Origin of the sequence: Acinetobacter sp. (assembly GCF_049284435.1) — a bacterium.
In the GTDB taxonomy this organism is placed as follows: domain Bacteria; phylum Pseudomonadota; class Gammaproteobacteria; order Pseudomonadales; family Moraxellaceae; genus Acinetobacter.
Map to the genome: position 1 here is coordinate 21,166 of NZ_JBAPXX010000029.1, position 13,204 is coordinate 34,369.

Annotated in this window: 11 protein-coding genes, 2 tRNA genes and 4 pseudogenes; 6 read left to right on the plus strand and 11 right to left on the minus strand. The window is 43.6% G+C overall.

Annotation, left to right across the window (positions count from 1 at the left end; all coding sequences use genetic code 11):
* Nucleotides 1-14: 14 nt before the first annotated feature.
* Nucleotides 15-665, minus strand: coding sequence for a glutathione S-transferase family protein (locus WAK81_RS02345; RefSeq protein ID WP_422195525.1), 651 nt, complete (start codon nucleotides 663-665; stop codon nucleotides 15-17).
* Between the two features lie 160 nt (nucleotides 666-825).
* The gene (locus WAK81_RS02350; RefSeq protein ID WP_422195526.1) at nucleotides 826-1,773 is read right to left on the minus strand and encodes a pirin family protein; all 948 of its coding nucleotides are present in this window, start codon (nucleotides 1,771-1,773) and stop codon (nucleotides 826-828) included.
* 501 nt (nucleotides 1,774-2,274) lie between these two features.
* Here WAK81_RS02350 and WAK81_RS02355 point away from each other — a divergent pair.
* Nucleotides 2,275-3,597 (plus strand): GGDEF domain-containing protein, encoded by a 1,323-nt coding sequence (locus WAK81_RS02355; protein ID WP_422195527.1) that lies wholly within the window; start codon nucleotides 2,275-2,277, stop codon nucleotides 3,595-3,597.
* Between the two features lie 190 nt (nucleotides 3,598-3,787).
* Nucleotides 3,788-5,012, plus strand: a pseudogene (locus WAK81_RS02360) (diguanylate cyclase).
* 138 nt (nucleotides 5,013-5,150) lie between these two features.
* Here the strand turns inward: WAK81_RS02360 and guaA are convergent.
* Nucleotides 5,151-6,719: a glutamine-hydrolyzing GMP synthase gene (gene guaA, locus WAK81_RS02365; RefSeq protein ID WP_422195528.1), complete on the minus strand. Its 1,569-nt coding sequence runs from the start codon at nucleotides 6,717-6,719 to the stop codon at nucleotides 5,151-5,153.
* Between the two features lie 257 nt (nucleotides 6,720-6,976).
* On the opposite strand from guaA, the gene WAK81_RS02370 reads away from it, so the two are divergent.
* Nucleotides 6,977-7,615, plus strand: coding sequence for a DedA family protein (locus WAK81_RS02370; protein ID WP_422195529.1), 639 nt, complete (start codon nucleotides 6,977-6,979; stop codon nucleotides 7,613-7,615).
* 38 nt (nucleotides 7,616-7,653) lie between these two features.
* Here WAK81_RS02370 and WAK81_RS02375 read toward each other — a convergent pair whose 3' ends face one another.
* The 5 genes from WAK81_RS02375 to WAK81_RS02395 all read right to left on the minus strand — a co-directional run bounded on the left by WAK81_RS02375 (nucleotide 7,654) and on the right by WAK81_RS02395 (nucleotide 10,492).
* On the minus strand, nucleotides 7,654-8,247 hold the full coding sequence (locus tag WAK81_RS02375; RefSeq protein ID WP_422195530.1) for a threonine transporter RhtB: 594 nt from the start codon (nucleotides 8,245-8,247) through the stop codon (nucleotides 7,654-7,656).
* A 197-nt stretch (nucleotides 8,248-8,444) separates the two neighbouring features.
* Nucleotides 8,445-8,837, minus strand: a complete 393-nt coding sequence (locus WAK81_RS02380) for a hypothetical protein (RefSeq protein WP_422195531.1) — start codon at nucleotides 8,835-8,837, stop codon at nucleotides 8,445-8,447.
* Between the two features lie 13 nt (nucleotides 8,838-8,850).
* The gene (locus WAK81_RS02385; RefSeq protein WP_004280959.1) at nucleotides 8,851-9,687 is read right to left on the minus strand and encodes a ParA family protein; all 837 of its coding nucleotides are present in this window, start codon (nucleotides 9,685-9,687) and stop codon (nucleotides 8,851-8,853) included.
* Between the two features lie 95 nt (nucleotides 9,688-9,782).
* Nucleotides 9,783-10,175, minus strand: coding sequence for a SirB2 family protein (locus tag WAK81_RS02390; protein WP_422195532.1), 393 nt, complete (start codon nucleotides 10,173-10,175; stop codon nucleotides 9,783-9,785).
* An 8-nt stretch (nucleotides 10,176-10,183) separates the two neighbouring features.
* Nucleotides 10,184-10,492, minus strand: coding sequence for a BolA family protein (locus WAK81_RS02395; protein WP_422195533.1), 309 nt, complete (start codon nucleotides 10,490-10,492; stop codon nucleotides 10,184-10,186).
* A 233-nt stretch (nucleotides 10,493-10,725) separates the two neighbouring features.
* On the opposite strand from WAK81_RS02395, the gene WAK81_RS02400 reads away from it, so the two are divergent.
* Both WAK81_RS02400 and WAK81_RS02405 read left to right on the plus strand, forming a co-directional pair.
* Nucleotides 10,726-10,798: transfer RNA gene (locus tag WAK81_RS02400), tRNA-Gly, on the plus strand.
* Nucleotides 10,799-10,846: 48 nt separating this feature from the next.
* A tRNA-Gly gene (locus WAK81_RS02405) sits at nucleotides 10,847-10,922 on the plus strand.
* A gap of 326 nt (nucleotides 10,923-11,248) precedes the next feature.
* Here the strand turns inward: WAK81_RS02405 and WAK81_RS02410 are convergent.
* Nucleotides 11,249-11,362: pseudogene (locus WAK81_RS02410) on the minus strand (helix-turn-helix domain-containing protein); the annotation flags it as partial.
* Nucleotides 11,362-11,766: pseudogene (locus WAK81_RS02415) on the minus strand (IS66 family transposase); the annotation flags it as partial. The pseudogenes WAK81_RS02415 and WAK81_RS02410, both read right to left, overlap by 1 nt.
* Before the next feature lie 32 nt (nucleotides 11,767-11,798).
* Between WAK81_RS02415 and WAK81_RS02420 the strand changes: the two are divergent.
* Entirely contained in the window at nucleotides 11,799-12,509 is a 711-nt protein-coding gene (locus WAK81_RS02420) for an HlyD family efflux transporter periplasmic adaptor subunit (RefSeq protein ID WP_422195534.1), read from the plus strand.
* 237 nt (nucleotides 12,510-12,746) lie between these two features.
* Here the strand turns inward: WAK81_RS02420 and WAK81_RS02425 are convergent.
* Nucleotides 12,747-13,204 (minus strand): annotated as a pseudogene (locus WAK81_RS02425) (aconitate hydratase); the annotation flags it as partial.

Sequence of the window (13,204 nt, forward strand, 5' to 3'; positions counted from 1 at the left end):
CGGCACCTTTTCTGTTAAGAGCTGATCTGTTTTTCTTTGGACAATGCACGCGCATAGGCAGCACGTTGCGAGACCCGCTTCAGATAGGCTTGAATGGCAGGATAGCTTTGACCCGTCCGGCTCTGCATGGCCTCCAAAGGAAAACTCATCTGAATGTCGGCAAAACTGAAATGACCGGCAAAATAATCATGCTCGCTCAAATAGCTTTCCAGAAACTGGATATGATCTTTTAAACGGCTCTGTACAAACTGTTTCTTCACTCCATCGCAGATTTTCTTGGCCACAGGCCGAATCAGCAACGGGGTATGTTTAGGTACAGTGGTCATCACCAGTTGCATCACCAGCAGCGGCATCAATGAGCCTTCCGCATAGTGCATCCAGTAAAGGTACTGGGCCTTGTCGGCAATATCTTCTGGGCGAAACTGCTGCTTTTCATCATAAGTTTCCTGTAAATATTCCAGGATCGCCGCAGATTCTGCCAGTACCTGCGACTGATCGACCAGAATCGGCGCCTTGCCCAGCGGATGGATCTGTTTTAAGGCCGGTGGCGCTGAAAGATTGGGCTGGCGCTTATAGTATTTAACTTCGTAATCCAGTCCTAATTCTTCCATGGCCCACAGGATACGAAATGATCGTGATTGTTCGAGATGATGTAAAACACGCATATTAGACTCATGATTTTATTGTTCTTGCTCACTGAGCATAGCAAAAAGCAGCCGAATATAGCTCAATTTTTGATGACTGTAATGATATGTATCCTATGTTTCAGAGTCACTATTTGAGTTCACCTCAGACAGTGCTCCATATTCCCATCATTTTTAGCATTTATCGGGAAGCACGCATCTGGTCTGGAAATGCAGGCGCTTCTAAACGTGGCCCATCATAGGCAGGAATAGAACCAAAACGTTCATGACCTTCAATCCATTGTTCCCGCGCAACTTTAAGTTCCTCTGTCGTGCGTCCTACCAGATTCCACCACAGTAAAATCGGGCTTTCAAATGGTTCCCCACCAATCAATAACACCCGACTCCCGGCATGAATTTCAGTATTGACCTGCTGTAACCCCGGCTCAAGGATCAGCATATTATCTTCAGTCAGTTCATGCCCATTAATGCTGGCCGTACCTTCCAAGACCATAAAGCCATATTCAAATTTCGGATTCAGCGGCAAGCGCGCACTAGTACTTTGAGCTGCATACAAGTCTACTCCGAGCAGTTCGCTATGCACTTTAACTGGTGATCTCGTTTTTAAATATTCTCCGACCAGCACGGTAAACTCGATGCCTTGCTCATTTATGACCGGCAATTCAGGATAATGTTCAAAACCCGGCGCCATATTGATCTTGTCATCCGGCAAGGCAATCCATAACTGCGCTGCATGCATATGCGTTTCACTCTCGGGAGAGACTTCGGTATGTGAAATGCCATAGCCCGAGGTCATCAGATTGACCTGTTTGGGGCGAATCAACTGCTGATTCCCCAGACTGTCATTGTGCATCATGCTGCCCTCGATCATCCAGGTAAAGGTCTGCAGACCAATGTGTGGATGTGGTCCGATATCCAGGCCATCTCCTTGCGGGAAAATGGCCGGACCCGCATGATCCAGAAAACACCAGGCACCAATCATGCGCTTATGCCGGCTCGGCAAGGCGCGTTTAATCACGGTGCCCTGCCCGATTTCTGCGCGACGTAAAGGAAACTCCTGAATAAACTGATTCACATACTTTTCACAATCATCGGAATTCGACAGTTCAATATCACTATTATTCGACATGGTTGAGCTTACCTCGGCATTTTCATTCTACTTTTTGAGTGGGTGAGACATGCATTTGACCGATTCAAGATGCCCCTCTATTCAGGACAATGTACAGGGTCTATAAGCAAAATCTATCCTTGGAAATATTTAGATACGTATAAAACTCCTCACTAGTCCCATCAATTTAAATCCTGAAAGGTTGATGAGATTTGTATCCAAAGCCCCCCAAACTTGAGTTTTAGCAAGGCAATCATGATTTATGCATATAGCGTCATGAGTTTAAATAAACTGAAGATCAAAAAATGTCATTCATGTTTCACGTGAAACGAATCAATAACAACCAAAGATTCCCATGAATAAGATGATTATTCATTTATTTCAATCACTTTCAATTTTACAAAACACAAATTTTGTTACGTTTTAGCTTTAAAAACTTCCCGGATACCCAATTTTTGGGAGGTTATTTTTTACTCAATCACGGCATAATAGGCACCTATAAAAATAATACTGGACCAGGACATGTCTGCTCAGAATGAGAATATATATTCAACGGCGAATGTATCTTTTCAAAATTCGACGACCGATAAATTACTGAAATTATCTGAATGTGATCTGCAAAACCGTCAGCTGATTGAACAGGCACTGACAGATCCTCATGCCCGTATTCCTGCCACGTTTCAGCAGTATTTTCATGATTATGTCTATACGCATAGTCATCATAACTTGCGTCAAATTAACTATCTGGCGCAAATTGCCTTTTTACTGTATTTCTTTGCCGATATCCTGATTATTCCAGACATGTTTTTTATTTCTGGTCTGATGCGCGTCGTTCTGGTTCTGGGCGCGATGTTTTGCTGTTATTACCTGTTTAAAAAACATAAAAATATTCAGATTCTGGACAGAATCTTGCCTATAGGCACCACTGTGGCTGCAGCGGCCTGGATTGGCTTACTCGCGCTTTCAACCAGTCCCCATGTTGCCACCTATATTTATGCCTCTACGATCTTTATTCTCATCGCCAATCTCTGTGTGCAGACCCAGTTTAAAGTCGCAGTCTATTGCTCTATCTTGATCGCCCTGTTTATCATGCTTGGGGTGACCCAGTTCATGAGTGCATCTCAAGCCTTTATTTTTAGCGTAGTCTTTAGTCCACTCTGGTTTTTTAGCATTTATATTAACTGGAATAATATTCTGAATGTTCGGCGTTCTTTTTTGCGCTCCCTGCTTGATGAATGGAACTATCAAACCTTAAAGAATCTGGCACATACCGATGATTTGACCCAGCTCTACAACCGTCGCCATTTTGTCGATATGGCTGAACGCTCTATTCATCAATGGCCTAAACATGCCAGTAGCTGCCTGCTGATGTTTGATGTGGATCATTTTAAAAATATTAATGATAGCTATGGGCATGATATCGGTGATCGGGTGCTACAACTGATTGCTGAAGTGACCCGTAAAGAAATGCGGCATAGCGATGTACTGGCACGTTTTGGCGGAGAAGAGTTTATCGCCCTCCTGGAAGATACTCAGCTGCAAGATAGCCTGGTGATTGCAGAACGAATTCGTTGTGCAATTCAAAAACAGTACATTTATGTCGAACCCAATCATGCCATCCGGTTCACCATTTCGATCGGTGTAGCAGAACTGGAATCCCATACCCAGACTCTGGAAGATCTGATCAAACAGGCCGATATCGCCTTATATCAGGCCAAGAAGTCTGGCCGAAACCGGATTGAGGTCTATCATCCGGATATGCTGAACAAGTCCAAGTCTGCGACAGAAAATCCCTGGAATGTATTTAAGCCAAGCACTCAGCCGGCCCAGTCAACGGCGAATTAAAGCTGAATCATTAGTCTGTTCTATAAGCTAGAATCATTCTTAGAATGCGTTAATCGGGAATTTCATTTTATAAAATAAATTTGATTCTTCCACTTTTAAAATATCAAACAAAAGAATAGAATATTTTTTATACAACTATATATAAATTTCATCTTATTCATTTTTATATATTTTAATTTGGGAAGGCTGCATGCCGCATGATAACGAAAAAGAATCACGTACCCTGATTCAGGAGGCTCTTCAAGATCCGCCTGTTCGTATTCCTGCGCCTTTAAAACCAGCCTATTATGCCCCTCAAAAAAAGCTCACTTTAAAATACTTATTACAGGTTAATTTATTCGCACAGCTGGCATATGCCTCTTATACCCTTGCCGATATTCTGGTGCTGAATGATATTCTCACGTTACTCATTTTGACCAAAATCAGCTATACCATCCTGATCGTACTGATCACGATCTGGATGTATCACTCTTACCGCAATTTACCTGTGTTTGATTTACTCTTACCTACCTCAATTATTGGCGCAAGTGCCATCTGGTTTTTTAATCTAAACCAGTCCGAAAGTACCTATACCCTCATTTATCAATATGCCTCCTTGGTCTTTATTGTGTTGGCCAATTTATGTGTGCAGATCCGGTTCTGACCGTCTTTGATTACTTCAAGCCTGATTACTTTGATGATTTACATCGGTGTATATTTCAATACTCGATCTGACCTGTACCAGATGTTTTTATTTTCCCTGATTTATCTGCCGGTATTGACCTTCAGTCTTTATATTAGCTGGAGCTCGACCTTAAAATCACGCATGGTATTCTTGCAGCATACCTTGAATGAATATAACCGGCAGGCCTTTGAAAATATGGCCCATACCGATTCCCTCACCGGCCTGAATAACCGTCGCTGTTTTGAATATCTCGCACAGCAACTGGTACAACAGAATTTTGATCAACCGGTGCCTATGAGTTTACTGGTCTTTGATGTCGATCATTTTAAGCAGATTAATGATCGTTATGGTCATGATATCGGAGATCAGGTCTTACAGACGATTGCCCTAAGTACACGCAGCGAAATGCGGCAGCATGATATTTTGGCACGCTATGGGGGGCGAGGAATTTATTGCATTTTTACCCGAAACCTCTCTGGATGAAGCGCTAAAAGTTGCCGAGCGTTTAAGGCATAAAATTGAAAATATTGTGATCGATCTGGACAATCAACATCGTTTCAGTTTTAGCATTTCGATTGGTGCTGCCATTCTGGAAAGCTGTGAAACTGATTTATTGGCCCTAATTAAACAGGCCGATATTGCCTTATATCAGGCTAAAGCCAATGGACGGAATCGGGTTGAAGCTTATGATCCAGATCTGGAGCAAAGTTTAGCTGAAGAGATGCAAAACTGGCAGGTGAAACCGGCTTAGAGTCTTATTCAGAAGACCATAAAAAAGAGCGCCGAAGCGCTCTTTTTTATTTGGTTGCATCTGATAAATCAGATACTGCCGCGCGCATAGCGCTTGGCGTAATTTAGGCGGACAGCAGTGCTGTCCGAAACCCCTAAATTACTCCCATTCAATCGTTGCTGGTGGTTTAGACGATACGTCATACACAACACGAGAAACGTCAGCAATTTCATTCATGATACGCGTAGAGATTTTGTCTACTAGTTCATATGGAAGATGCGCGAAGCGAGCTGTCATAAAGTCCACCGTTTCCACCGCACGCAGTGCAATTACCCATGCATAACGACGACCATCACCTACAACACCTACCGATTTCACTGGCTGGAATACCGCAAATGCTTGAGCAGTCTTGTCATACCAACCGCTGTCACGCAGTTCCTGCATGAAGATGTCATCTGCAAGACGTAAAATGTCTGCATATTCTTTTTTCACTTCACCCAAGATACGCACACCTAGACCTGGGCCTGGGAATGGATGACGGTAGATCATGCTGTGTGGCAAACCTAAAGTCGTACCCAATTTACGTACTTCATCTTTGAATAAGTCACGTAATGGTTCAACCAGTTCAAATGCTAGGTCTGCTGGTAAGCCGCCCACATTGTGGTGCGATTTAATCACATGCGCCTTGCCCTGCTTGCTTGCAGCAGATTCAATCACGTCCGGATAAATCGTACCTTGTGCAAGGAATTTTACGCCATCTAATTTACGTGCTTCTTCAGCGAAGACAGCAATAAATTCACGGCCAATAATTTTACGCTTAGCTTCAGGATCAACTTCACCTGCAAGTGCAGTCAGGAAACGCTCTTCAGCAGCAGCACGAATAACGCGGATACCCATGTTATCAGCAAACATTTGCATCACTTGATCGCCTTCGTTCAAACGAAGCAGACCATTGTCTACAAACACACAAGTCAGCTGATCACCAATTGCTTTATGCAACAGCGCTGCCACTACAGATGAATCCACACCGCCAGAAAGACCAAGTAATACTTTTTCATCACCAATCTGTTGACGAAGCTGTTCTACACGTAGATCAATAATGTGTTCTGGCGTCCATAGACCACGACAACCACAAATTTGATGAACGAAGTTCGACAGTAATTCTGCACCTTTAGAAGTATGTGTCACTTCAGGATGGAACTGAATACCATAGAAACGGCGAGTTTCGTCAGAAACCATCGCAATTGGACAGCTAGGAGTTTGTGCAGTGATCTGGAAGCCTTCTGGAATACGGGCAACCTTGTCACCATGGCTCATCCAGACATGCAGCTGGTTTTCACGGTCCTGTAAATTACCGATCAGCTTGTCACGTACGACAATATCTACTTCTGCATAGCCAAACTCATGTACATGACCCGGCTCAACTTTACCGCCAAGCTGTTCACACATGGTTTGCAGGCCATAACAAATACCCAATACCGGCACACCAAGTTCGAATACCACTTGCGGCGCACGCGGGCTGCCTTCAAGGTGAACGCTCTCAGGTCCACCAGACAAGATGATACCGTTTGGATTAAATGCACGAATGTCTTCTTCAGACATATCATAGGCATACATTTCAGAATATACACCAGCTTCACGAACACGACGTGCGATGAGCTGACTATATTGAGAACCGAAATCCAGAATCAGGATACGATCTTCAGTAATTTGAGTATTGGTAGTCATGACGAACAACTATGAAAGGCAAACGAAAGATAAGCGCCGTATTCTAGCATTTTTCTTGCGTTTAAGCACACTATTCCAAAGTGATTAAATATTAAACAGTTAAGAAATTTTAGAAAATAATGGCCTGCTCTTCAGCTGACAACATGCAGAGATCAACGATAAACCCGACAAACAAGCCGCAAATAGTCGACTTTTATTACTGACTTTCATGCCCCGGGCTGCTAGGATTTGAGCATACTTTTGCTTGTACTGGGCTCATGGAACTGATCGATTTTATCTTGCATGTGGATGATCACTTGCTTGAATTTATCACCAATTACGGGATCTGGATTTATGCCATTCTTTTCCTGATTATCTTTGTGGAAACAGGTCTGGTGGTCATGCCATTCCTGCCCGGCGACAGCTTGTTATTTGCAGCAGGGGCATTGGCAGCTTCTACCGGTGCAATGGATCCCTGGGTGCTGATTCCGCTCTTGTTTGTTGCGGCAGTCTTGGGCGACACCCTAAATTACCATATTGGTAAATATATTGGGCCACGGGTTTTCGAAATTGAATCACGTTTCATCAATAAAAAGCACTTATTGGCGACTCAGCAATTCTTTGCCAGACATGGCGGTAAAACCATTATTTTTGCGCGTTTCGTGCCTTTTGCCCGTACCTTTGCACCCTTTGTCGCCGGTGCTGGCAGCATGAATTACAAATATTTCCTGACCTATAATGTGGTCGGTGCATTCGCCTGGATTGGCTCCTTTGTCATTTTGGGCTATCTGTTTGGCAACATGCCGATCGTGAAAGACAACTTCACCTATCTGATTTTCGGCATCATTATTTTAAGTGTATTGCCAGGCGTGATTGGCTTTATTCAGCAAAAACTCAAAAAAAGTAAAACAGCTTAAGAACTTTTTACATTAAGATTTTTTTACACTCTGTGCGTTTAATCCCAAAGCTTGATCAGAAGTGGGATCAGACAAAGCAGGACAAATAAAGCCGCGCCTTTATAAATGAGGCCGGCTTTTATTTTTTCAGATTGACTGGTAAGAATTGCTTGACCAAAGACCATCCAGAAAATCCCGACCGGAACGGTGCTCAAGCTAAAGGCAGCAAAAACCAGAACGAAGTTGGTCGGACTTTGCCAGGTTTCCATCGGTAAAATTCCGGAGGCCAACAGTGCTGCTTTGGGATTTTTTAGGGTAGTTGTAAACATTTGCCAGGGGCGAATCTGCGGATGGTTCTTGCTGTAGCGTTCTAACTGATGAGCCTTATATAAATGCAAGGTCATCCAGCCCACACAGATGGTACTCAGTACATAGACCAAGCCTTTAAAATTTGGCCAGATCGGTGACACCAGATGAATCAACAAGGCCCAAACATTAATGGCATAAAAATAGCCCAGCAAAATGGCAGGAAGACAGAGACTGGTTTTGGCCTGCCCCTGCTGATGAGTAGAGCTGGCCACCAAGGCATTGGCGGGCCCTGGAACCATCAGCACAGCAATAAGTCCTAAAACAAATAACCAATTTTCAATCATCGCAATGAACTTTTCCGGGCCAAGGTTGTAGCTTAATCAATATGTGAGTGTGATAACAAGCTTATAAATTTCAGATTTTTATACAGCCTGGTCAATTTCCAGTGAGTTTTATCTTAATTTAAGCCACACTTTTCTTGTTTAAAGCAATAAAAAATGCCGACCTGAAGTCAGCATTTATCTGTTTTATATTGAATGATTTATTTAGGCGTCGGCTGCCGAACGATGATCGGACAGTTCTTATAACGCGCGGCCTGTACAATCGCTTCCTGCTCGCCTAAAAGCCGTGCCAGTTCGGTTCTTTTGGTATCGGATGACTGTCCCATATTAACTGAAACACTCGGACCAATACCCCAGCCACCGCGACTGCCCCAGCCACCGCCAAGACCAACGCCCACACCGACGCCAGTACGTTTCGGTGGCTCAACGCCATTGTCGATATACTGTTGAATACGGTTATATTCACCCTGTAGTTGCGAACAACCCAAGGTCTGATACAGGGTTGGCGACACATAAGTCGGTTTTACCGTCGTTGCACAGGCACTCATTAATGCAAGTGCAGCAATACTCAGGCTTATTTTCACAAGTTTCATAGCTAACTCGATCTTAATTCTGCTCTATCTCATTGAACAACGATTGATAGGCCTGAGTCAATTTATGATCAGTAGCCAAATGAATCAAAGGCTGATTTTTCTGATGAGATTCTTTCATCAAGATCGACGGTGGCAACATACTGTCGAGGACCGGCAAGCCTTCATCTTTGAGCTGCTGTACCACTTCACGCGGCAATTTGGCCTGTGCCTGAAACTGGTTCACGACAATCCCTTCGATTTCCAGCCCTTCATTATGGTCATCTTGGGTTTCAATGACATTTTCAATCAGGGTCTGTAAAGCACGTTTAGAAAACACGTCACAGTCGAAGGGAATCAGGACGCGGTTTGCCGCAATAAGTGCAGAAAGGGTAAAGAAATTAAACGCAGGTGGTGTATCAATAAACACCCGGTCATAATGTCCCGATAGCTGTTGCAAGGCATCTCTTAACTTGTAGATCTTGTGCTTGGACTCCAATGCATGGGCCAATGCACCCAGCGTTGGACTGGCCGGAATAACATCGAGATGTTTAAAAGAAGATTGATGCACATAGCTTTCCAGGCCTTTGCTACGACTTTTTAAAATCGAGCCAATGGCATTGCCGAGCAAGCCCTTGCTTTGCTGATTGCCGAGTACATCTTCAAAATAGTTTTCGATATTCGGTTCGAGTGCCGGCTTGTCACTAGAATACGTCGCATCATCACCCAGCACATACTGGCTGGAGTTGGCCTGCGGATCCAGGTCAATTAATAAAGTCTTTAAGCCCTGATGTGCACTGATTGCTGCCAGATTGACGGTAATACTCGACTTGCCTACCCCACCCTTTTGATTAAATACCACACGTGTACGCATGTTCCCTCCTCACATTTTTAATTACTTTTACCACATTTGTATTTTTTAATTATTTGCATGGGCTGGCTGTGCTGATCATCACAGCCAGCCTGCTTTTAGCCAAAATTCGGCTTGATCATCACCAAAGCCAGAATAGACACCAATGAAACCACAGCAATAAATAAGCCAGCACGACGCTGCGACAGCAAAATCGAATCATCTTTCTTATAGGCTTTGCCTAGTGAGGACACCAGCACCAAAAATAAAATGACTTTGGCATAGAACCAAGGCTGTACATCAAAGTCTTTGAGGACGAGCGATACAATACCGGTCAGTGCAATTACCGTGATGGCTAAATGCTGTAAAGCCACTAGTGCTGTACGTGCCACCGGATTAGGTAAATTCCCTTGTGTACCGACAAACAAAGTTAATGCGCGGGCAAGAATGGCGACAATGGCCAGTCCTGCTGCCGACATATGAATAATCTTAACTAAAAGTTGGGTTTCCATCATGTCCTCTAGTTTTTAGATGCGTGTGCACAAGCAGGGCTCGTCGTGTCCTGACCTGCCCATTCTTCAGGCAAAAATGCATGAATGGCCAGCGCATGAATCTTGTCTTTTGACAGCAGATCACCCGCAGCAGCATAAACCTTCTGATGACGCTGGACTGGACGTAAACCCTCAAAAGCCTGACTCACAATCACGGTTTTAAAATGCGATTCTTTTCCCGGAAAATAACCGCCATGACCCGAAGATTCATTCACTACTTCCAAATGTGTTGGGGATAATTGCGCCAAACGATCTTTCAGTTGTTGTTCTAAGCTCATGGTCTGACTCCAATCTTCAAAAATATAGTCCCAGTATACCTTGTTCTGCTGAGTATTTCGGTAATCTGTTCAAGTGCAATCCGTTGATTGTGACGAAATTTCATTGATTTCTATATGAATATTGGTTATTTATTGTCTGGTCTACAGCATTTTGCTTTTATTTTATGCAATTGATGCAAGATTTTTAACAAAGGTGTTGACCACATTTTTGCATGCTGTATTATACACGGCATGCGGGAATAGCTCAGTTGGTAGAGCATAACCTTGCCAAGGTTGGGGTCGGGAGTTCGAGTCTCCTTTCCCGCTCAAAATTTTTTCATTTAGTTTTTTCATTTAAAAAACTTTATAGACTCCGCGGGAATAGCTCAGTTGGTAGAGCATAACCTTGCCAAGGTTGGGGTCGGGAGTTCGAGTCTCCTTTCCCGCTCCAGATTTAAAAAGCCCTGATCGAAAGATCGGGGCTTTTTTATTGTTGATTTTATTATACTTTTTAAAAATTCTCCTTCCTTTGTTATTCGATTCAATAAAAAATATTCTTAATGTAATTTGTATTTTGTGACCAAGATGTGACCATGGCGTGCCCACGACAATAAAGATGGTCTCAATTGACCTTAAATGCCCTCAATCGATCACCACTTTCAAAGCTTTTTTGAAGGCAAAAAAACATCCTGTTCTCTTCCAAACAAGTTGTTTTTTTCCCAAACGATCAAGGATTTGTGAGCATTTCACTTTCTGATGTGACCACTTGTGACCAAACTATTCACTAATAGATTGTTCTTTATTGTCTTTTTCAAAAACAAATAAATCCCCTACCTGCACATCCAAATAATCGAAAATCCGATCGATAGTCTCCAGATCAATTCGCGTCAACGGCTATCCTGAAAGTCATAGATCACCGCATGAACTGGATTGTACTGTGTCGTGGCATAGGCCAAAACATAACCTTTCTTCGGTTTTTTCTCATCATCCCCCATCCGCATGATGGTGACCGGCGTTTCATCTGCATGCAGCACCTGTTGTTGCAGCACCACCTGTCTTAAGGCATTGGCCAGACGTTCAAGTTCCACCCCACAGCGCCCGACCCAGTCAGATAAGGTTGATCTGGACAGATCAACACCTGCGCGTAGAAAGATTTGACTTTGACGATACAGGGGCAAATGATCGGTATATTTCGATACCAGTACATGGCTAAGCAGTTCAGGACTGGCAATCCCTTTATCAATCACATAGACCGGCATCGCTTGCTGAGTCAGGCTGTCACACTGGTCACAGACCCTGTAGTGTGACAGTCTTCAACTCGAGTCCCGTGTCTGGCTTAAGAACCAGTAAGTCGATGCTGGACCGTGAAATTGCCATTACTGCACCGATGGTAGCTGAAGGGGTAATGTCTGAGGTGGAGCTGTTAAGAATGCGTCGTCAATCTTCAGATTTGGCCCTGCAAATAGATGACAAGCGTAATCAATATGCGGCAGATGCCAATAATGAATTAGTCCGCATTGAGTCTGAATTGGCACAGGCGAAAGAAAACATGGCCATGCGTGCTGACCCTGTAGATCGCAGTTTAATTCGCGCACCCCTGCGTGGCATTGTGAAAAATATTAAAATCAACACCGTCGGTGGGGTAGTTCAGGCGGGACAGGACATCATGGAAATTGTACCGCTGGATGATAAATTACTGGTTGAAGCTTATATTCGCCCTCAGGATGTTGCTTTTGTGCATCCAGGCTTAGATGCGATTGTGAAAATTACCGCTTATGACTATTCACTTTATGGTGGCCTTGAAGGCAAGGTGACTTTAATTAGTCCAGATACTTTGCGTGATAAAACTCGCCCAAGTGAGCTGAATTTAAACCCTGATGAAGCCTACTATCGAATTTTAGTTGAAACCAGTCAGAATGCATTAACCGATAAGAATGGCAAACGGATGCCTATTATTCCAAGCATGATTGCTAGTGTCGATGTCAAAACAGGTGAAAAAACCATCCTGCAATATTTGATCAAACGATCACACGGATGAAGCAAGCCTTGCAAGAGCGTTAGGGAAAACGTTTGGAAATATCGATGTATTATTTAATAGGTCAGAAGTGAGCTATACGATTTAATCAAAAATCAATCCTTGTTAAATTAGTGCATCTAGAAACTCAAGAAAGTTATGGGCAATTTACTTGGCGCTATTTTACTGATTTTCTCCGCAGCCATCTTGTCTTTACAGACACAAAAAACCCGGCAGGTGTCGGGCTTTTCATCATTAAATTCAGGAAGCGAGCAAATTGCGCAAGACATAATGCAAGATACCACCAGCCTTAAAGTATTCCACCTCATTCAAGGTATCAATACGACACAACACTTGAAAATGGCTATAGGAACCATCGGCATGCTGCACTTCTACATCCAGCATTTGATGCGGATGAATATCATCCGACAAGCCTGAAATTGACAGGGTTTCGTGTCCAGTTAGGTTTAAGATCTGCCGGTTCTGACCCTCCACAAACTGTAAAGGTAACACCCCCATGCCGACCAGATTGGAACGGTGAATCCGCTCAAAACTTTCAGCAATCACCGCTTTGACCCCCAATAGGTTGGTGCCTTTGGCCGCCCAGTCACGTGAAGAACCGGTGCCATATTCGTTCCCGGCAATAATCACGAGTGGGGTTTGTTCTGCCTGATAGCGCATTGCCGCATCATAAATCGAGAGTTTTTCTGCACTTGGAA

Excerpts from the sequence above, each read along its gene's own strand:
- WAK81_RS02345 (WP_422195525.1), bottom strand. The coding sequence starts at position 665 with ATGCGTGTTTTACATCATCTCGAACAATCACGATCATTTCGTATCCTG.
- WAK81_RS02350 (WP_422195526.1), bottom strand. The coding sequence starts at position 1,773 with ATGTCGAATAATAGTGATATTGAACTGTCGAATTCCGATGATTGTGAA.
- WAK81_RS02355 (WP_422195527.1), top strand. The coding sequence starts at position 2,275 with ATGTCTGCTCAGAATGAGAATATATATTCAACGGCGAATGTATCTTTT.
- guaA (WP_422195528.1), bottom strand. The coding sequence starts at position 6,719 with ATGACTACCAATACTCAAATTACTGAAGATCGTATCCTGATTCTGGAT.
- WAK81_RS02370 (WP_422195529.1), top strand. The coding sequence starts at position 6,977 with ATGGAACTGATCGATTTTATCTTGCATGTGGATGATCACTTGCTTGAA.
- WAK81_RS02375 (WP_422195530.1), bottom strand. The coding sequence starts at position 8,247 with ATGATTGAAAATTGGTTATTTGTTTTAGGACTTATTGCTGTGCTGATG.
- WAK81_RS02380 (WP_422195531.1), bottom strand. The coding sequence starts at position 8,837 with ATGAAACTTGTGAAAATAAGCCTGAGTATTGCTGCACTTGCATTAATG.
- WAK81_RS02385 (WP_004280959.1), bottom strand. The coding sequence starts at position 9,687 with ATGCGTACACGTGTGGTATTTAATCAAAAGGGTGGGGTAGGCAAGTCG.
- WAK81_RS02390 (WP_422195532.1), bottom strand. The coding sequence starts at position 10,175 with ATGGAAACCCAACTTTTAGTTAAGATTATTCATATGTCGGCAGCAGGA.
- WAK81_RS02395 (WP_422195533.1), bottom strand. The coding sequence starts at position 10,492 with ATGAGCTTAGAACAACAACTGAAAGATCGTTTGGCGCAATTATCCCCA.